Source organism: Amycolatopsis sp. NPDC057786, from assembly GCF_042797905.1.
Lineage (GTDB): Bacteria > Actinomycetota > Actinomycetes > Mycobacteriales > Pseudonocardiaceae > Amycolatopsis.
The window spans coordinates 1-19,652 of record NZ_JBHVKW010000138.1 but is presented as its reverse complement, the minus strand read 5'-3'; the positions used below and the strand labels follow the sequence as shown (position 1 = coordinate 19,652).

At 69.2% G+C, this 19,652-nt stretch carries 15 protein-coding genes; 12 read left to right on the top strand and 3 right to left on the bottom strand.

Going from position 1 to position 19,652, the window contains the following annotated elements:
• Positions 1–64: 64 nt before the first annotated feature.
• Entirely contained in the window at positions 65–2,830 is a 2,766-nt protein-coding gene (locus ACFVM3_RS38900; protein WP_378444828.1) for an FAD-binding and (Fe-S)-binding domain-containing protein, read from the bottom strand.
• Between the two features lie 76 nt (positions 2,831–2,906).
• Here ACFVM3_RS38900 and ACFVM3_RS38895 point away from each other — a divergent pair, with 76 nt between their 5' ends.
• From ACFVM3_RS38895 to ACFVM3_RS38865, 7 genes are all read left to right on the top strand, one after another.
• Positions 2,907–4,103: a GAF domain-containing protein gene (locus tag ACFVM3_RS38895; RefSeq protein WP_378444827.1), complete on the top strand. Its 1,197-nt coding sequence runs from the start codon at positions 2,907–2,909 to the stop codon at positions 4,101–4,103.
• Complete coding sequence (locus ACFVM3_RS38890) at positions 4,058–4,714, top strand: response regulator transcription factor (protein WP_233621725.1); 657 nt, start codon at positions 4,058–4,060, stop codon at positions 4,712–4,714. The genes ACFVM3_RS38895 and ACFVM3_RS38890 overlap by 46 nt, the downstream gene beginning before the upstream one ends.
• Positions 4,715–4,893: 179 nt before the next feature.
• Entirely contained in the window at positions 4,894–5,703 is an 810-nt protein-coding gene (locus tag ACFVM3_RS38885; RefSeq protein ID WP_126735439.1) for an ABC transporter ATP-binding protein, read from the top strand.
• Positions 5,700–6,476 (top strand): ABC transporter ATP-binding protein, encoded by a 777-nt coding sequence (locus ACFVM3_RS38880; protein WP_378444826.1) that lies wholly within the window; start codon positions 5,700–5,702, stop codon positions 6,474–6,476. Before ACFVM3_RS38885 ends, ACFVM3_RS38880 begins: the two co-directional genes overlap by 4 nt.
• The gene (locus tag ACFVM3_RS38875; RefSeq protein ID WP_378444825.1) at positions 6,473–7,351 is read left to right on the top strand and encodes a branched-chain amino acid ABC transporter permease; all 879 of its coding nucleotides are present in this window, start codon (positions 6,473–6,475) and stop codon (positions 7,349–7,351) included. The genes ACFVM3_RS38880 and ACFVM3_RS38875 overlap by 4 nt, the downstream gene beginning before the upstream one ends.
• Positions 7,344–8,501, top strand: a complete 1,158-nt coding sequence (locus ACFVM3_RS38870) for a branched-chain amino acid ABC transporter permease (RefSeq protein WP_378444824.1) — start codon at positions 7,344–7,346, stop codon at positions 8,499–8,501. Before ACFVM3_RS38875 ends, ACFVM3_RS38870 begins: the two co-directional genes overlap by 8 nt.
• The gene (locus tag ACFVM3_RS38865; protein ID WP_378444823.1) at positions 8,498–9,748 is read left to right on the top strand and encodes an ABC transporter substrate-binding protein; all 1,251 of its coding nucleotides are present in this window, start codon (positions 8,498–8,500) and stop codon (positions 9,746–9,748) included. Before ACFVM3_RS38870 ends, ACFVM3_RS38865 begins: the two co-directional genes overlap by 4 nt.
• Here the strand turns inward: ACFVM3_RS38865 and ACFVM3_RS38860 are convergent.
• Positions 9,690–10,748 carry a Glu/Leu/Phe/Val dehydrogenase dimerization domain-containing protein gene (locus tag ACFVM3_RS38860; protein ID WP_378444822.1) on the bottom strand — a complete coding sequence of 353 codons (1,059 nt, stop codon included), beginning with the start codon at positions 10,746–10,748 and terminating at the stop codon, positions 9,690–9,692. The two genes, ACFVM3_RS38865 and ACFVM3_RS38860, sit on opposite strands and share 59 nt — an antisense overlap.
• Before the next feature lie 111 nt (positions 10,749–10,859).
• On the opposite strand from ACFVM3_RS38860, the gene ACFVM3_RS38855 reads away from it, so the two are divergent.
• The 3 genes from ACFVM3_RS38855 to ACFVM3_RS38845 all read left to right on the top strand — a co-directional run bounded on the left by ACFVM3_RS38855 (position 10,860) and on the right by ACFVM3_RS38845 (position 12,357).
• Positions 10,860–11,339, top strand: coding sequence for an Lrp/AsnC family transcriptional regulator (locus ACFVM3_RS38855; protein ID WP_125681177.1), 480 nt, complete (start codon positions 10,860–10,862; stop codon positions 11,337–11,339).
• Positions 11,340–11,455: 116 nt separating this feature from the next.
• Entirely contained in the window at positions 11,456–11,725 is a 270-nt protein-coding gene (locus tag ACFVM3_RS38850) for a hypothetical protein (RefSeq protein WP_378444821.1), read from the top strand.
• 41 nt (positions 11,726–11,766) lie between these two features.
• Positions 11,767–12,357, top strand: a complete 591-nt coding sequence (locus tag ACFVM3_RS38845) for a GNAT family N-acetyltransferase (protein WP_378444820.1) — start codon at positions 11,767–11,769, stop codon at positions 12,355–12,357.
• Positions 12,358–12,437: 80 nt separating this feature from the next.
• On the opposite strand, the gene ACFVM3_RS38840 is transcribed toward ACFVM3_RS38845, so the two are convergent.
• Positions 12,438–13,067, bottom strand: a complete 630-nt coding sequence (locus tag ACFVM3_RS38840; protein WP_378444819.1) for a YigZ family protein — start codon at positions 13,065–13,067, stop codon at positions 12,438–12,440.
• Between the two features lie 551 nt (positions 13,068–13,618).
• Between ACFVM3_RS38840 and gltB the strand changes: the two genes are divergently transcribed.
• A complete protein-coding gene (gene gltB / locus ACFVM3_RS38835) occupies positions 13,619–18,157 on the top strand; it encodes a glutamate synthase large subunit (RefSeq protein WP_378444818.1) in 4,539 nt (1,512 codons plus the stop codon).
• Positions 18,150–19,601, top strand: a complete 1,452-nt coding sequence (locus ACFVM3_RS38830; RefSeq protein WP_378444817.1) for a glutamate synthase subunit beta — start codon at positions 18,150–18,152, stop codon at positions 19,599–19,601. Before gltB ends, ACFVM3_RS38830 begins: the two co-directional genes overlap by 8 nt.
• Positions 19,602–19,652 lie beyond the last annotated feature (51 nt).

The window sequence follows — 19,652 nt, the reverse complement described above, 5'->3', positions numbered from 1 at the left end:
ACGTTGAAGGTTGCGAAAGTGGCTTTCGCAACGCCTCAAGTGCCGCCACCGGGCAGGTGAGCGTCTAAGGCAGCGCGCGCCGCAGCAGCTCGGCCAGGTGCACGGCCCGCCGCCCGTCGAGTTGCTCGATCTGCGTCCGGCAGCTGAAGCCGTCCGCGACCACTTCGGTGCCCTCGGCCGCGGCACGGATCGCGGGCAGCATGCGGTCTTCGGCGCAGGCGACGGAAACGTCGTAGTGCCCGCGTTCGAAGCCGAAGTTCCCCGCCAGTCCACAGCAGCCCGAGTCCATTGTGGAATTGTGGACACCCGCGGCGCGCATCGCGGCCTCGTCGGCGTCGAAGCCGAGCACGGCGTGCTGATGGCAGTGCACCTGGCTGAGCGCTTCGACGTCCAGTGACCGGAATTCGAGCGATGAGTCCTCGACGAGTTCGGCGAAGGTCCTGGTCCGTTCGGCGAGCAGTTCCGCGACCGGGTCGCCGGGCAGGAGCGCCGGCAGGTCGCCGCGGAACAGCGCCGTGCAACTCGGCTCCAGACCGGCCACCAAGTAGCCGGACCGCAGATACGGTTCGAGTACGGAAAGCGTGCGGCGCAACACTTTCTTCGCCGCGTCCAGCTGTCCGGTGGACACCAGCGTCAGCCCACAGCAGACGCCGCGATCGGGCAGGACGACGTCGTAGCCCGCGGCGGTGAGCACCTCGGCCGCGGCGTCGAGGACATCCGGGGTGAGGTAGTTGTTGAAGGAATCGGGCCAGAGCACCACGGGCCGGGAGCCGGTAGCCCAGCGTTTCAGATCGGCGCGGCGACGCGTGAACGGCGCCGTGGCGAAAGTCGGCAAGTCCCGTTCCGGCGCGATCCCGCCGAACTTCTTCAGCAGCCCGGAAAACCGGCGCGACATCGTGTTCGCCAGCCGGGGCGCCATCGACGCCGCGCGCAGCCACAACGGCAACCAGCCCATCGAGTAGTGCGACGCCGGGCGCAGCCGTCCCTTGTGATGCTGGTGCAGGAATTCCGCCTTGTACGTCGCCATGTCGACGTCGACCGGGCAATCGGACAGGCATCCCTTGCACGACAGGCAGAGATCCAGCGCCTCGGCGACTTCTTCCGAGCGCCAGCCGTCGGTGATCAGTTCACCGTTGACCATTTCGGCGAGTAGATGCGCGCGGCCCCGCGTGGAATGCTTCTCTTCGCGCGTGGCGCGGTAACTCGGGCACATCACGCCCGCTCCGGTGGTGTTGCGGCATTTCCCGACGCCGACGCAGCGCCGCATCGCCTGCCCGAAACTCCCCCGGTCCTCCGGGTACGCGAGCGCGGTGACGTCTTCCAGTTCCAGCGGCGCGCGCCGGACGCGGAGATCGGCGTCGACCGGCCGGGGGTTCACCAGGATGCCGGGGTTCATCATGCCCGCCGGATCGAAGATCCCCTTGAACCGCGCGAAAAGCGCGAGGATTTCGGGGCTGTACATACGGGTCAGCAGTTCCGAGCGGGCCTGCCCGTCGCCGTGTTCCCCGGACAGCGAGCCGCCGTGCGCGGCGACCAGGTCCGCCGCCTCTTCGAGGAACGACCGGAACCCGGCGATCCCTCGCGGCGACAGCAGATCGAAGTCCAGCCGGAGGTGCAGGCAGCCCTCACCGTAGTGGCCGTAGACGACGCTCTTGCGGCCGTGCCGGCGCATGAGCTGCTTGAATTCCCGCAGGTAGGCGCCCAAGCGCTCGGGCGGGACGGCCGCGTCCTCCCAGCCCGGCCAGGCCTCCTCACCTCCGGCCAGCCGGGTCGCGAGACCGGCGCCCTCCTCCCGGATCCGCCACAGCCGCTTCTGCGCGGCCGCGTCGTCCAGCAGCGCGGAGCCGGTCAGCGCGCCGCGGAGCCTGTCGATCAGCCCGCGCGCCTTGTCCGGATCGGCCATCTCGACGAACAGCCAGGCGCCGCCCGGCGGAAGCCCGTCGGCGCGGCCCGGCTCCAGTAGCGCGACGAGGTCCGCGTCGACGCCCTCGACGGTCAGCGGTGACCACGGCAGGATCGCCGGGACCGCGTCGGCCGCGGCGATGTCGGACTCGAAGCCGAGCACCGCGAGCACCTTGCGTCGCGGCACCTCGGCGAGGGACACCGTCGCCTCCAGCACGGTGACGCAGGTGCCCTCGCTGCCGACCAGCGCCTTGGCGACGTCGAAACCGTTCTCCGGCAACAGGTGCTCCAGCCCGTAGCCGGAGACCCGCCTGCTGAACGAGGACAGCTCGGTCCGCAGTAACGCCAGGTTGTCGTGGACGAGCGCGCGCAGCTCCGAGAAGACCCGGCCTTCCGTGCCGGGCTTGGCCGCCCGCGCGTCCACTTCGGACGGCGAGGTCGGCCCGACGGTGAGCCGGGCGCCGTCGTAGAGCAGCACGTCCAGCTCCCGGACGACGTCGACCGTGCGGCCCCAGGCCACCGAATGCGAGCCGCAGGCATTGTTGCCGATCATCCCGCCGATCGTGCAGCGCGAATGCGTCGACGGGTCGGGGCCGAACCGGAGGCCGTGCGGCGCGGCGAGCCGCTGGAGGTCGTCGAGGACGGTTCCGGGGGCGACCCTCGCCGTGCGTGCCGCCGGGTCTAGGTCGAGGACGCCGCCGAAGTGACGTGACGTGTCGATCACGACGCCCGGTCCGCACGAGTTGCCGGCGACGCTGGTGCCGCCGCCGCGGGCGATCACCGGCAGCCCGGCCTCCCGGCAGGCGGCGACGGCCGCGATCACCTCGTCGACGCTCCTCGGCAGCGCCACCCCCTTCGGCACGTGCCGGTAGTTGGAGGCGTCGGTCGTGTACAGCGCCAGTGTCGCGGCGTCGGCCAGGATCTCCACGGGTCCATTCAAGACAACCGCGGGCGAGAACGCATCGGCGAACCTCTCCGGACGGGTGTGTCGGAAACCACGTCGGATGTGCGATCGTGAGCGCGTGACGGCGAGACGGCACGCCGCTGAAGACCTCGCCGCCGAGCACAGCGCGGTGCTCGGCGGGCTTCTTCGCGAGCGCGAAGAGCTGCTGGCCACCCTCGACCGGGTCGCGGCGCTCAACGGCACCGCGCGCCTGATCCGCGAGTCGATCGGCACGCATTCCGGTTTCGTCGCCGAGCTGACCGGGCCCGAACAGGCGGTGATCCGCTGGATGTCGGGCAACCGCACGGACGCGCTGCAGGATCTCACCGTGCCCATCGGCCAGGGCATCGGCGGCCGCGTGCTGGCGCTGGGCAGGCCGGTGAAGGTCAACGACTACGTCAGCTCGCCGAGTATCACCCACCAGTTCGACGCGCAAGTGCGCGGCGAGGGCCTCGCCGCGATGATCGCCGTCCCGATCGTCAGCGGGACCGAGACCGTCGCCATCGCGTACGCCGCCATGCGCGAGCGCCGCGACTTCGGCGACGACGCGGTCCAGTCCCTGGAAGACATCGCCAGCGAGGCCGGCCGCGCGCTGAAACTGGCGTCGGTCGCCGAGTCGGACCGTGAGACCGCGCTGTCCGCCGAGCGGCTGCGGATGCAGAGCGCGCTGCACGATTCGGTCGGCGCGCTGCTGTTCTCCATCGGCGTCCAGGTCCGGAACCTGCACGAGGACATCAGCGACAACCCGGCGCTCGAATCGCGGCTGCGGCGGCTGGAAGGCGACGTTTCGGCCGCGTCGAGGGCACTGCGCGAGTCACTGCTGGCGTTGTCGGAGTCGAGCCCGGAACGCGCGTTGCCGGTGGAACTGGCCGAGCACTGCCGCTCGTTCCAGGCCCGCTGCGGCGTCCCGGCGCGGTTCGTCCAGCTCGCCCCGGTGCCGCGGCTGGACGCCGAACGCACCGGTCTGCTGGTGGCGGCCGTCCGGGAGGGCCTGCTCAACGTGGAGAAACACGCGGACGCGCTGTCGGTGGTGGTCAGCCTGCTGCCCAGCGACGACGGCGTGCAGGTGGTCGTCGCCGACGACGGGACCGGGCACCGCTCCGAAGACACGGAGCAACCCGCGCCCGGGACCGGGATGGGCCTGCGCGCGCTGGCCGAACGCGCCGCGCGGCTCGGCGGCCGGGTCAGCCTGGTCCGCGACGAGGACGACGGGTGCACGCTGCGCGCCTGGGTGCCGGAACCGTGCCGTCGCCGGTGACGGTCCTCGTCGTGGACGACCATCCGGTGGTCCGCGACGGGGTGAGCCTGCTGCTGCGCTACGACCCGGCGATGACCGTGGTCGGCTCGGCCGAGACCGGCCGGTCCGCCATCCGGCGTGCGGGCGAGCTGAAACCGGCACTGATCCTGCTGGACCTGCGGCTGCCGGACATGCTCGCGCCCGAGGTCATCGCCGAACTCCGGCGCGTGCACCCGGCCGGGCGGATCGTGGTGTTCACCGCGCACGGCGACCATCAGGGCGTCCGGGCCGCGCTGGATTCCGGGGCGCACGGCTGTCTGCTCAAGGACGTCGCCGGGACGGATCTCGTGGCGGCGCTTCGGCAGGTGCTCAAGGGTGAACGCGTCGTAGATCCGCGCATCTTCCCCGACGATGGCCAGCGCTCCGACGCACTGGCCCGCAGTGGCCTGACGCGGCGCGAGTACGAGGTTTTACGACTCGCGGCACAGGGGCAGACGAATCCGGAGATCGCGGAGTCGACCGGCCTGGCGCGGAACACGGTGAAGACGTATTTGCAGTCGGCGCTGCACAAACTCGGCGCCCGGAACCGTGTCGAGGCCATCGGTAAAGCCTCCGAAGCCGGCCTCCTCTGACGCGTTTAGTCCTCTGAATGCGGTAGTTGCGTGTGCAAGTACCACATCCAGAGGACTAAACGCGCTGTGTCCGTTTTGTAGCCGTGTGGGTCTCCAGGTGGGGGTAACGCGGCGGAGGGTGCCCACGCAGGATGACCGCCACCGATCGTGACTCGGGTCACACGGATGGAGGAGGCGGCTTGCTGAGTGTCCGTGATCTTCAAGTGCGGTACGGCCGATCGGTGGCCGCGCTGCACGGGGTCGACCTCGACGTTTCACCTGATGGAGTACTGGCCGTCCTCGGCAGCAACGGTGCCGGGAAGTCGACGCTGCTCCGCACCGTGTCCGGCACGCTGCGTATGCACCGCGGCTCGGTTTCCGCCGGCGAGGTGCGGTACGACGGCAAACCCCTGACCAAACTGGACCCCGCCCGCATCGTCGGTCTCGGCGTGGTCGGCGTCCCCGAGGGCCGCCAGGTCTTCGCGCGGATGACGGTCGAGGAGAACCTGCGCGCGGGCGGGATCGGCGCCCGCTCCCCCGAACAGCGCGCCGCCGCGCGCAAACGCGTCGACGAGCTCTTCCCGGTCCTGTCCGAACGGGCCAAACAGCGAGCGGGCCTGCTCTCCGGCGGCGAACAGCAGATGCTCGCGATCGGCCGCGCGCTGATGTCCGGCCCGCGGCTCCTCCTGCTCGACGAACCTTCGCTCGGTCTCGCGCCGAAGATCGTCGAGCAGATCGGCGACATCATCCGCGAGATCCACGACCAGGGCACCGCCGTGGTGCTGGTCGAGCAGAACGCCGTGATGGCGTTGCGCGTCGCCGATCACGCGATCGTCCTGGAGGTGGGCAGGGTCGCGCTCGCCGGAACGACGGCCGAACTCGCGGCGAGCGAGGAGGTCCAGCGGCTCTACCTCGGCGGCCACGCCGAATCGCAGGCCACCGCCGAGGCCGAAGCCGCCGACGCCCGCAAGCAGCTCGCGGGCCGGAGCCTGTCGAGGTGGGCCGGATGACGCCGCCCGAACTGCACGTCGAGAACGTGACCCTGCGCTTCGGCGGGATCAGGGCGCTCGACGACGTCTCCTTCACCGTCGGTTCCGGTTCGCTGCACGCGCTCATCGGGCCGAACGGCGCCGGAAAGTCCAGCTGTTTCAACGTGATCAGCGGGCTCTACCGAGCGAACACCGGCAGCGTCCGCCTCGGCGACGCCGTCCTTTCCGGACTCCCGCCGCACCGGCTGGCCGGACTCGGCGTCGGCCGGTCGTTCCAGAACGCCGCCCTCTCCCCCGGCTCGACCGTACTCGACAACGTCATGCTCGGACGGCACGCGCTGACCAAGGGCGGCTTCCTCGCCTGCGGGCTCCGGCTGCCGTGGACGGTCCGCGCCGAACGACGGCATTCCGCGCGGGTGCGGGAGATCTGCGACTTCCTCGGGATCGGCGCGCTGGTGGATCTCCCGGTCGGCGCGCTGCCCTACGGCGCGGTGAAACGCGTCGACCTCGCCCGCGCGCTCGCCGTCGAACCGGTCCTGCTGCTGCTCGACGAGCCCGCGGCGGGCATGAACGCGACCGAGACCGCCGAGCTGGCCGGGACGATCCGCGACGTCCGCGACGAGCTCGGCATCTCGATCCTGCTGGTGGAACACGACATGGGACTGGTGATGGGCATCGCGGACCGGGTCACCGTCCTGGACTTCGGCAGGCGGATCGCCGACGGCACACCGGCCGAGGTCCAGACGGATCCGGACGTGATCAGGGCATATCTCGGCACGGAGGCCACGGCGTGAACACTTTCCTGCAACTCGTGGTCAACGGACTCGGCAAGGGCGCGGTGTTCGCGTTGCTGGCGCTGGGTTTCGTGATCATCTTCAAGGCCACCGAAGTGGTCAACTTCGCGCACGGCTCGCTCGCGCTCTTCGGCGGCTACCTGGTCGTCGTGACGCGCGAATCGCTCGGCTGGGCGGGCGCCTCACTGGTCGGCATCCTGTCGGCCGGTCTGCTCGCGCTCCTGCTGGAACGGTTCCTGCTGTCCCGTTCGAAGCACGCGGACGCGAACAGCCTGGCGTTGCTGACGATCGGCGTCGACGTGATCATCACCGAGGAGATCGTGCGGCGTCTTGGCGTCACGCTGCCGTTCCTCGGCGACGCCTGGGACGCGCAGCCGTTCCAGATCGGCGGCATCACCCTGTTCCGCACTCATCTGGTGGCGCTGCTCGTCGCCGCCGTGCTGATCACCGCGTTCACCTTGGCGTTCAAGTACTCCAACTGGGGCGTCGCGATGCGGGCGCAGGCCGAGAACCGCGAAGCCGCCGCGCTGATGGGAATCCGCAGTTCCCGGGTGACGGCGACGGCGTGGGTGGTCGCCGGTGTGCTCGCCGGGGTCGCGGTGCTCTTCATCGCCACGCAGGACTTCTCCGGCGCGGGACTGTCCCGCGGCACGCACTCCATCGCGCTCGCGGCGTTCCCCGCGGCCATCCTCGGCGGGCTGGACTCGACGGCGGGCGCGGTGGTGGGCGGCCTGGTCGTCGGGCTGGTCGAGGCGCTTTCGGCGCAGTACGTGTCGTTCGACTTCTCCAAGAGCGCGGTCTTCCTGGTGATGCTCGTGGTCCTGGTGGTGCGGCCGTCGGGGTTGTTCGGGACGAGGGAGAGCACACGTGTCTGACACCGCCGTGAAAGCCCCACCCGCCGCCCCGCCGACACCGCCCGCGAAACGCGTCCGGGGACGGCTGATCAAGACGGTGGCCTGGATCGCGCTGCTGGTCGTCCTGCTCGCGATCCCGTTGTACCTCGACGCCGCCTGGCTGAAGGCCGGGCAGTACATGATGATCGGCGGGGTCGGCGCGATCGGGCTGACGATGCTGGTCGGGCAGGCCGGGCAGTTGTCCCTGGCACACGCGTTCTTCCTGCTGGCGGGCGCGACCGGGTACACCGTCCTTTCCGGACCGGTCGACGACGAGCGCGTGTTCGGGCTCGGCCTCGACCCCGGTCTCTCGCTGGTCGGCGCGGTGGTCATCGCCGCGCTGCTGGGGCTGGCGTTCGCGCCGGTTTCCGGACGGCTGCGCGGGATCTACCTCGGTGTCGCGTCACTTTCGCTGGTGTTCCTCGGGCTCTACTTCGGACAGTCGGCCGAGACCCTGACCGGTGGGACGTCGACCGGGCGCAGCCCCGAACCGTTCTCGCTGTTCGGTTTCCCGTTCACCAACGACGGCCCCGAAATCGAGCTGATGGGCGTGCCGATCCGGCAGGCGGAACGGCTCTGGTACCTGTTCCTGCTGCTGACCGTGCTCGCGTTCGTGGTCGCCAAGGCGGCGGTGCGCGGCCGGGTCGGCCGGTCGTGGCGCGCGGTGCGGGACAACGAGGCCGCCGCGTCCGTGATGGGCGTCAGCGTCACGCGCGCCAAGGCCGGCGCGTTCGCCGTCTCCTCGGCGTACGCGGGGCTCGCGGGCGCGATGACCGTGCTGTGGTTCGACATCCTCAAACCCGACGAGAGTGAATTCGGCACGTACGGCATCAACATCTCCATCGCCTTCCTGGCCATGGTGATCATCGGGGGACTCGGCTCGGTGCCCGGCGCGCTGGTGGGCGCGCTGATCGTCAACGGGCTGCCGCAGGTGCTTTCGCTGTACTCCGCCGATCTCGGCTGGTTCTCCGGAACCGGCGACGGCGCACTGACCCCGATCCTGGTCAGTTCGTTCGTCTACGGCGCCGCGATCATCCTCGTGGTGCTCTTCGAACCGGGCGGGCTCGCCGCGATCGGCCGCCGGATCACGTCAGCAAGGAAACCTCATCTCCCGGAGGAGCAAGACAAATGAAGCGCACATATCCGGCCGTCGCGCTGGCGGCGGTCCTCGCCCTCTCGGCGTGCAGCACGAAGGCGGGCGACTCGGGGTCCTCGGGGGCGGACGGTTCGGGCGTCAAGACCGACAAAGGAGTGACGGCGTCGGAGATCACCCTCGGCGTGATGACCGACAAGACCGGGGTGTTCAAGAACCTCGGGCTCGGCATCACGCAGGGGAACGAGTTGTGGGCCAAGGACTTCAACGCCGCGGGCGGGGCCTGCGGCCGTCAGGTCAAACTGGAGACCGTCGACCACGGCTACAAGGCGGACACGGCGAAGACGTTGTATCCGCAGATCGAGCCGAAGGTCCTCGGCTTCGTGCAGCTGCTCGGCTCGCCCGTGGTGGCCGCGCTGAAACAGAACATCGCGTCGGACAAGACCGTCGCCGCGCCCGCGTCGTGGTCTTCGGAACTGCTCGACAACCAGTACGTGATGATCGTCGGGACCACGTACGACCTGGAGATCATCGACGGGCTGTCGTACTTCCAGGAACAGGGCCTGGTGAAGGACGGCGACACGATCGGGCACGTCTACATCGACGGCGAGTACGGCAAGAACGGCCTGCGCGGCTCGCAGTTCTATGCGAAGAAGCACAATCTGACGGTCAAGGAGGTCAAGGTGACCTCCACGGACAACGACCTCACCAATATCGTCACCGGGCTCAAGGGTGACGGCGTCAAGGCCATCGTCCTGACCACCACGCCGGCGCAGACCGGTTCCGCCCTCGCGGCGAACAAGGCGCTCGGGCTGAACGTCCCCGTGCTCGGCAACAACCCGACCTTCGACCCTGTGCTGCTGAAGAGCCCGGCGGCGAACGCGCTGGACAAGCTGACGATCGTCGCCAGCAGTGTGCCGTTCTCCGCCGACATCCCCAAGGCCAAGGACGTCGCGACGAAGTACAAGGCGGCGTACAAGGAGACCCCGAACGGCGGGATCCCCTACGGTTACGCGGTCGGCGAGGTCTGGGGCACGGTGCTCAAGAAGGCCTGCGAGAACAAGGACCTCACCCGGGAGGGCATCGCCACGGCGCTGAAGCAGACGACGTCGGCGAGTACGGGTGACCTGGTGGCGGCGCTGGACTTCTCGAAGGCGGGCACCCCGGCGACACGTCAGGTGTACGCGGCGACACCGGACGCGTCGGCCGAGGGCGGGGTCCGCTACGTCAAGCCGCTGTTCGAGGCTCCCGAGGCGAAGGAGTACGTGGCTCCGCACCAGAAGTGAGTCTCGCTTCGGCGAGCGCGTCCGCTTCGGCCAACGGTGTGCTGCCGTTGGCCGAAGCGGCGTCGAGAATCCTTCGCGTGGTCTCCTCCAGGGTTTCGACGCGGGCGATCGCCTGTTCGTGCGTGAGGTTTTGGGCTTCCCTGCCGAGTGTGTAGACCACTCCCCCGGCGCTCGCGACGAAATCCGGGATCCACAGGATTCCCTTGGCGGCGAGGTTCGCCGCCACCGTGTCGTCGGTGAGCTGGTTGTTGGCCGGGCCGACGACCAGCGGCGCGGCGACCTCGGTTTCCGGGCCGAAGACCCCGCCGACGGCCGCCGGGATCAGGACGTCGGCCTCGATGCCGAGCGCCTGCTCCGGCGGGACGACACTCAGGCCCTGCTTCTCGGCGTCGGCGAGGCGCCGTCCGTCCACATCGGATACGACGACATCCGCGCCCTGCCCGGCGAGCCCGGCGGCCAGGTGGGCGCCGACCGAGCCGTATCCGCTGATGACCACCTTGCGGCCGTGCATCTCGTCGTCACCGAAGACGGCACGCGAGCCCGCTCGCAGCGCGGCGAGCACGCCGACGGCGGTCGGTCCGCTCGACGAACCGGTCCCGCCGTGCTCCTCGGGAAGGCAGAACACGTGCGGGGTCCGCTCGTGCAGCACGAGCATGTCGTCCGGGCCGGTTCCGACGTCCGGTCCGGCGAGATACGCGCCGTCGAGTGACGCGATGAGGTCGGCGTGGTCGAGCAGGATCTCGCGCCGCTGCTCGGCGGTCGGCACGGCGTCGAGGGCGATGACACTCTTGCCGCCACCGAAGTCCAGGCCCGCGACCGCGCATTTGCGCGTCATGGCCGCGGACAGGCGCAGGACGTCGTCGATCGCGTCCTGGACCCGCGGATAGACCTTCAACCGGCAGCCGCCGACGGCCGGGCCGAGCTTGCTCGAATGCACGGCCACCATCGTGGTCACCCCGGACCGGCGGCCCCTCCGAACGACCAACTCCTGTACGGACATCTCGCTTCCTCCCACGCATTCAGTCGACTAAGTGCGCTGAAGTTAGGCTGATGCGCAAGGTCATAGACGGTCTGCCGAACGATATTCGGCAGACCTGGCGAAGGAGTGGACGTGGACGAACTTGATTCGGCGATCATCCGGGAACTCCAGGCGGATGCGCGGCAGTCGAACCGGGACATCGCCCGCAAGGTCGGCGTCGCGCCGTCGACCTGCCTGGAACGGACCCGGCTGCTGCGGGAGCGCGGCGTCATCCGCGGGTATCACGCCGACATCGACCTGCGCAGCCTCAACCGCGGCGTCCAGGCGATGGTCTCGGCGCAGGTGCGGCCCTTGAGCCGTGAGGTGATCGATTCCTTCCAGCGTTCGGTCGCGGAATTGCCGGAAGTCCTTTCGGTCTTCGTCACCGCCGGCAGCGACGATTTCCTGATCCATGTCGCCGCGCAGGACGTCGATCAGCTCCACGCATTCCTCGTGGATCGTTTGGCGAAGCGCAAGGAGATCATCGGATTCCGCAGTTCGATCATTTTCCGGCATCTGCGCAAGACCGAACTGGAACCGCTTCCGCCGCGAATACCCGGTGATACCCCTTAGTGGACGACTCGCCGCCCTTCGGTCCGCCCGAAATCCCGGACTTCGCAGCCAAGGAGACGGAAAATGTCGGGGGTATGGGTTTCACTGGTCAGTGCGGGACGGAAAGGAGGCACGCCATGGACCTTCGGACGGACCTGAACCATCGTGAGCGGGCCACCCTGAGAGCCGTGGCCGATGGCCACGCCGAGATCAGCTGCAGCCGCGAGCCGGACCTGTTCGTCGACGGCCTCGCCTGCTGCGACCAGCACACCGCGCATCGCCTCGCCCATCTGGGCCTGGTGGCGCCCGCCAGGGACGGCCGGTGGGGCGAGCGCGTTCCCGCCCTGCTCACCGAGGCCGGGGCGGCGGCGCTGGACGACCTCGCCGGCCCTGGAGAGGCCGCGTAAAACGGGTTGCCGAGCGGGCTCGCCGTCGCCACGCTTTGCCGATGCGTGTCTTTCTGGAGACCGAGCGGCTCCTGCTGCGACAGTTCACCGACGCCGACGTCGACCACCTGTTCGCGCTCTACGACGACCCCGAAGTCATGCGTTACCTCAATGGGGGCGAACCCGCCGACCGGACGGAGATCGAAAACCACGACCTTCCCGCCTTTCTCGGTTACTATGAGCGTTTCCCCGGTTACGGGTTCTGGGCGGCGATCGAGAAATCGAGCGGGGATTTCCTGGGCTGGTTCCATTTCCGCCCGTTGCGCGATCACCGAACGGATGACCCCGAGCTGGGCTATCGGCTGAACCGGTCTTCCTGGGGCAAGGGGTATGCGACCGAGGGTTCGCTGGCGATCCTGGAGAAGGGGTTCACCGAATTCGGGGCCCGGCGGATCTGGGCGTCGACCATGGCGGTGAACCTCGGGTCCCGGCGAGTCATGGAGAAGATCGGGATGCGGCACGTCCGGACCTATCACGAGCACTTCGACAACCCGATCCCCGGCACGGAGGAGGGCGAGGTCGAGTACGCCATCACCCTGGAGGAGTGGCGGACCCGTAACTCACGTGATCGGACGCGTAACTCGCGTGATTGAAGGCGTAACTCACGTGATCAGGCGAGTTACGCCTTCAATCACGTGAGTTACGGCTCTGATCACGCGAGTGGCGCGTCCGATCACGGAGTGGGGAGCCAGGTTTCGCCGATTTCTTCGGCGAGGGCCTCCCCGCCGGTGAGGTCGGCGAGCCAGGCGTGGAACGCGGGGCCCTGGTCCGGCGCGAGCCCGACGTCGAAGTGCGCGACGTCCTCGAAGCGGGTCGCGTGCAGGAGGTAGGGCGACGCGCGGATGTCGTTCTCCAGCCGCCCGGCCCGGTCGTAGTCGACGACGACCTCCACCAGCCGCAGCCGCCGGTACTCCCGGACGCCGAGGACGTCGACGGCCTCCGAGACGGCCTGCCCGTACGCGCGGATCAGGCCGCCGGCCCCGAGCAGCACCCCGCCGAAGTACCGGGTCACCACCGCGACCGTGTCGGTCAGCTCCCGGCGGCGGAGCACCTCGAGCATCGGGGTGCCCGCCGTACCCGCGGGCTCCCCGTCGTCACTGGAGCGCTGGGTGCGGCCGTCGGCGCCCAGCACGAACGCGTGACAGTGATGCCGGGCCGCCGGTTCGGCCTTCCGACGGCCCGAGATCAGCGAGCGGGCGGCCTCTTCCGAGGTGGCCGGGGCGAGCGCGCAGAGGAAGCGCGAGCGCCGGATTTCGATCTCGTGGACCCCGGTGCCCGCCACGGTGAGATAACGATCCGCCATCGGCCAAGCCTCTCAAACCGGCCAGGGCACTCTGCCGTTCGGGCGATTCGACGGTCACCCGTGGTCACCGCAACACCGGCGAAACCCACTCTTCCGCGCGACCCAGATCACACTTTCGGACCAGGTGAGCGATCGTTTATGCAGGTCAGCGGACTGGTGCCCCACTCAGTGGACGTCTCATTCCAGTCAGTGGGCAGATGATGTTTGAAGTCAACGCCCGCGTGGCATTTCCCACCCCGACCAAGCGACGTATGTCGATAACAGCGATTTCACACTATCGTCATAAGACCGGCGAACCCGGGAGTAACACGTGTACCCGTCAGCCGCCCACCACAGTGGCCAGACGGCACCCACGTGCACAGCAGTACCGATATGCGCATCGGCCGCCCAGTGCAGTGCGGCTCTACGAGGCCTGCCCCCGTTTCCGCGGGCGGGATCGTTCCCTCTCGACTGACCATCGCGGTCCCGGACCACTCCGTTAACTGGTTCACGCACGAACCACCCGAACGGAGTGGTACCGGTCGCGCCGACGCCTTGGGAGGCGGCCAGCCGTGACCCACCATGCCAGCTACAAGGGCAGCAAGGCCCCCGAAGGCCTGTACGACCCGGAGTTCGAGCACGACGCCTGCGGTGTCGCGTTCGTCGCAGACCTCTCCGGTAAACGCGATCACGGCATCGTCGCCAAAGCGCTGATCGCGCTGCGGAACCTGGAACATCGCGGGGCCCGCGGCGCCGACCCGGAGACCGGCGACGGCGCCGGGATCCTCATCCAGGTCCCCGACGAGTTCTATCGCGAGGTCGTCGGGTTCGAACTTCCCGAGCCCGGCGCGTACGCCGTCGGCACGGCTTTCCTTCCGCAGGACGAAAACGCCCGCGGCCGGGCGATGACGACCATCGAGCGCGTCGCCGCCGAAGAGGGCATGCGCGTACTCGGCTGGCGTGACCTTCCCGTCCACACCGAACACGTCGGCACCGGCGCGGCCGAGACCATGCCGTACTTCAGCCAGCTGTTCCTGGCGGGGAACGACGCGCTGGAGGGCCTGGCGCTGGAACGCGCCGCCTTCGTCGTGCGCAAACGCGCCGAGCACGCGCTCGTCGAGGACGACGTCTACTTCCCGAGCCTGTCCTCGCGCACGATCGTCTACAAAGGAATGCTCACCGAGCCGCAGGTCGAGAAGTTCTTCGCCGACCTCACCGACGAGCGCGTCACCAGCGCCATCGGCCTGGTGCACTCCCGCTTCTCCACCAACACCTTCCCGTCGTGGCCGCTGGCGCACCCGTACCGGTACGTCGCCCACAACGGCGAGATCAACACCCTGCGCGGCAACCGGAACTGGATGGACGCGCGTGAAGCGCTGCTCGAATCCGACCTGATCCCGGGTGACCTCAAGCGGATCTACCCGATCATCACCCGCGGCGCGAGCGACTCGGCGTCCTTCGACGAGGTGCTGGAGCTGCTCCACCTCGGCGGGCGGCCGCTGCCGCACGCCGTGCTGATGATGATCCCGGAGGCCTGGGAGAACCATCAGGAGATGGATCCCGCGCGCCGCGCGTTCTACGAGTTCCACTCGACGCTGATGGAGCCGTGGGACGGCCCGGCGCTGGTCTCGTTCACCGACGGCACCCAGATCGGCGCGGTGCTCGACCGCAACGGCCTGCGCCCCGCCCGGTACTGGGTCACCGAAGACGGCCTCGTCGTCCTCGCCAGCGAGGTCGGCGTGCTGGAGCTGGAGCAGTCCACGATCGTCCGGAAAGGACGGTTGGAGCCCGGCCGCATGTTCCTCGTCGACACGGCCGCCGGCCGGATCGTCGAGGACGAGGAGATCAAGGACCGGCTCGCCACCGAGCACCCGTACGACGAATGGGTCGAGGACGGGCTGCTTCCGCTCGACGGGCTTCCCGAGCGTGAGCGCGAGATCCCGCCGCACGCCGCGCTCGTGCGCCGTCAGCAGGCTTTCGGCTACACCGAAGAGGAACTCGACGTCCTGCTCCAGCCGATGGCCCGCACCGGCGCGGAACCGATCGGCTCGATGGGCAACGACTCCCCCCTCGCGTCGCTGTCGAGCCGCCCGCGGCTGATCTTCGACTACTTCATCCAGCTCTTCGCCCAGGTGACCAACCCGCCGCTGGACGCGATCCGCGAGGAACTGGTCACCGCGCTCGGCACCCAGCTTGGCGCGCAGCCGAACCTGCTGACGGCCGACGCGTCGTCGTGCCGCCGGATCGTGCTGCCGTTCCCGGTGCTGGACAACGACGAGTTCGCCAAGCTGGTGCACGTCAACGACGACGGCGATCTGCCGGAGTTCCAGGCGGTCACCGTGCACGGCACCTACAATGTCCACGGCGGCGGCGAGGCGCTCGTGCGGCGGCTCGACGAGATCCGTGCCGAGGTGTCCGCGGCCATCGCCGAGGGCGCGCGGCTGATCGTGCTCTCCGACCGCGGTATCGACGAGGACCACGCGGGTATCCCGTCGCTGCTGCTCACCGGCGCGGTGCACCACCACCTGGTGCGCGAGAAGACCCGCACGCAGGTCGGCCTCATCGTCGAGGCGGGCGACGCGCGCGAGGTGCACCACATCGCGCTGCTGATCGGCTACGGCGTCGCGGCGGTGAACCCGTATCTGGCGATGGCGACCGTCGAGGAGATGGCCGACCAGGGCCTGATCCCCGGCGTCACCGCGAAGCAGGCGACCGCGAACCTGATCAAGGCGCTGGGCAAGGGTGTCCGCAAGACGATGTCGAAAATGGGAGTGTCCACAGTGGCCTCCTACACCGGCGCGCAGATCTTCGAGGCGGTCGGGCTCGGCGACGAGGTCATCCAGAACTGCTTCACCGGCACCACTTCCCGGCTCGGCGGCGTCGGCTTCGACACGCTCGCGCTGGAAGTCGCCGAGCGGCACCGCCGGGCGTTCCCGCGCGACGGGTTCCGCGCGAACCACCGCGAGCTGGAGACCGGCTCGGACTACCAGTGGCGCCGCGAGGGCGAGCCGCATCTGTTCAACCCGCAGACGGTGTTCAAGCTGCAGCATTCCACCCGTGCCGGGAAGTACGAGGTCTTCAAGGAGTACACGAAGGCCGTCGACGACCAGGCGCAGAAGCTGTACACGCTGCGCGGGCTGTTCGACTTCAAGATCGGGCAGCGGCCCGCCGTGCCGATCGAGGAGGTCGAGCCGGTCTCCGAGATCGTCAAGCGGTTCGCCACCGGCGCGATCTCCTACGGCTCGATTTCGGCGGAGATGCACGAAACCCTGGCCATCGCGATGAACCGGCTCGGCGGCAAGTCGAACACCGGTGAGGGCGGCGAGGATCCGGACCGGCTCTACGACCCCGAGCGCCGCAGCGCGGTCAAGCAGGTCGCGAGCGGCCGGTTCGGTGTCACGAGCGAGTACCTGGTCAACGCCGACGACATCCAGATCAAGATGGCGCAGGGCGCGAAGCCCGGCGAGGGCGGCCAGCTGCCCGGCGCGAAGGTGTACCCGTGGATCGCGAAGACGCGGCACTCCACGGCGGGTGTCGGGCTGATCTCGCCGCCGCCGCACCACGACATCTACTCGATCGAGGATCTCGCGCAGCTGATCCACGACCTCAAGAACGCCAACCCGGCCGCGCGGATCCACGTGAAGCTCGTGTCCGAGGTCGGCGTCGGCACGGTCGCGGCCGGTGTCTCCAAGGCGCACGCGGACGTCGTGCTCATCTCCGGCCACGACGGCGGCACGGGTGCTTCCCCGCTGTCGTCGATCAAGCACGCGGGCGGCCCGTGGGAACTCGGGCTCGCCGAGACGCAGCAGACGCTGCTGGCCAACCGGTTGCGCGACCGCATCGTCGTGCAGACCGACGGCCAGCTCAAGACCGGCCGCGACGTCGTCATCGCGGCGCTGCTCGGCGCCGAGGAGTTCGGTTTCGCGACCGCGCCGCTGGTGGTGTCCGGCTGCATCATGATGCGGGTGTGTCACCTCGACACCTGCCCGGTCGGCGTCGCGACGCAGAACCCCAAGCTGCGCGAGAAGTTCAGCGGCAAGGCGGAGTACGTGGTGAACTTCTTCGAGTTCATCGCCCAGGAGGTCCGGGAATACCTGGCGGAGCTGGGTTTCCGGTCCATCGCCGAGGCCGTCGGCCACGCGGAGATGCTCGACAAGCGCAAGGCGATCGATCACTGGAAGGCCGCCGGGCTCGACCTGTCGCCGATCTTCCACGTGCCCGACATGGCGCCGGCCGGGCTGCGGCACCAGCAGACGGTGCAGGACCACGGGCTGGAGAAGGCGCTCGACAACACGCTGATCCAGCTCGCCGAGGGCGCGCTGTCCTCCGGCGACAAGGTGCGGCTGGAACTGCCGGTCCGCAACGTGAACCGGACGGTCGGCACCATGCTCGGCCACGAGCTCACCAAGCGATGGGGTGGCGAAGGCCTGCCGGACAACACGATCGACGTCACCTTCACCGGGACCGCCGGTCAGTCGTTCGGGGCGTTCGTGCCCAAGGGCATCACACTGCGGCTCTACGGCGACGGCAACGACTACGTCGGCAAGGGTCTCTCCGGTGGGCGGCTCATCGTGCGGCCGCCGAAGGTGGCGCGGTACAACGCCGAAGAGCACATCATCGCGGGCAACGTGATCGGTTACGGCGCCACGAGCGGCGAGATCTTCATCCGCGGCAAGGTCGGCGAGCGGTTCTGCGTGCGCAACTCGGGCGCGCTGGCCGTCGTCGAAGGCGTCGGCGACCACGGCTGCGAGTACATGACCGGTGGCCGCGTCGTCGTGCTCGGCAGCGTCGGCCGGAACTTCGCGGCCGGCATGTCGGGCGGCGTCTCCTACGTGCTGGACCTGCCCGCGCACCGGATCAACCCGGAGATGGTCGACGTCGACCCGCTGGATTCGTCCGATGTGGACTTCCTGCGCGAGGCGCTCGAAAAGCATTACGACGAAACGGAGTCCGCGGTCGCGCGTGCGCTGCTCGCCGATTGGGACGCCGCCGTCGACCGGTTCGGCAAGGTCATGCCGAAGGACTACAAGCGCGTGCTCGCGGCGCAGGCTGAGGCCGAGCGTGACGGGCGTGACGTGAACGAGGCGATCATGGAGGCCGCACATGGCTGACCCCAAGGGCTTTCTGACCACCACTCGCGAGACGCCCAAGAGCCGTCCCGTCGACCTGCGCCTGATGGACTGGCGCGAGGTGTACGAGGACTTCGCGACGTCGAAGCTCCAGAAGCAGGCCGGACGCTGCATGGACTGCGGTATCCCGTTCTGTCACCAGGGCTGCCCGCTCGGGAACCTCATCCCCGAGTGGAACACGCTGACCTGGCGTGACGATTGGCGCGAGGCGGCCGAGCGGCTGCACGCGACCAACAACTTCCCGGAGTTCACCGGGACCCTCTGCCCGGCGCCGTGCGAGACGGCGTGTGTGCTCGGGATCAACGACGATCCCGTCACCATCAAGCGGGTCGAGATCTCGATCATCGACCGGGCCTTCGAAGAAGGCTGGGTCACGCCGGAGATGCCGGTCGTCAAGACGGGCAAGAAGGTGGCCGTGGTCGGGTCCGGCCCGTCGGGACTCGCCGCGGCGCAGCAGCTCACGCGCGCGGGCCACAGCGTCGTGGTCTTCGAGCGGGCCGACAAGATCGGCGGGCTGCTGCGCTACGGCATCCCCGAATTCAAGATGGAGAAGCACCGCCTCGACCGGCGCCTCGACCAGATGCGGGCCGAGGGCACGGAGTTCCGGACCTCGGTGAACGTCGGCGTCGACCTCACCGTCGAGGAACTCAAGTCGTCCTACGACGCCGTGGTCCTCGCCGGCGGCGCGACCGCGTGGCGCGACCTGCCGATCCCGGGTCGCGAGCATGACGGCATCCATCAGGCGATGGAATTCCTGCCGCACGCCAACCGGGTCGCCGCCGGTGAGCTGGACGTCTCGCCGATCAGCGCCGAGGGCCTCGACGTCGTGGTCATCGGTGGCGGCGACACCGGCGCGGACTGCGTCGGGACCTCGCACCGCCAGGGCGCGAAGTCGGTGACGCAGCTGGAGATCATGCCGAAGCCGCCGCTTTCGCGGTCGGACGCGCATCCGTGGCCGACGTACCCGATGATCTACCGCGTCTCGTCCGCGCACGAAGAGGGCGGCGAACGGCTGTACTCGGTCAACACCCAGGAGTTCCTGGCCGACGCCAATGGGCACGTGCGCGCGCTGAAGCTCGTCGAGGTGCGCAACGAGGGCGGCAAGTTCGTCCCCGTGGAAGGCACCGAACGCGAACTGCCCGCGCAACTGGTGCTGCTCGCGATGGGCTTCGTCGGCCCGGAGCGGGAAGGCCTGCTGGAGTCGCTCGACGTCGAACTGGACCAGCGCGGCAACGTCGCCCGCGACAAGTCCTTCAAGACCAGCGTCGACAACGTGTTCGTGGCGGGCGACATGGGCCGCGGCCAGTCGCTCATCGTGTGGGCGATCGCGGAAGGCCGCTCCGCCGCGGCCGGGGTGGACGCGTTCCTCACCGGGCGGGACGTGCTGCCCGCGCCGATCGCGCCGACCGACCGGCCGCTCACCTAGGCGACTCTCAGTACATGAAGGCCCCCTTCCTTGCGCCAGGCGCAAGGAAGG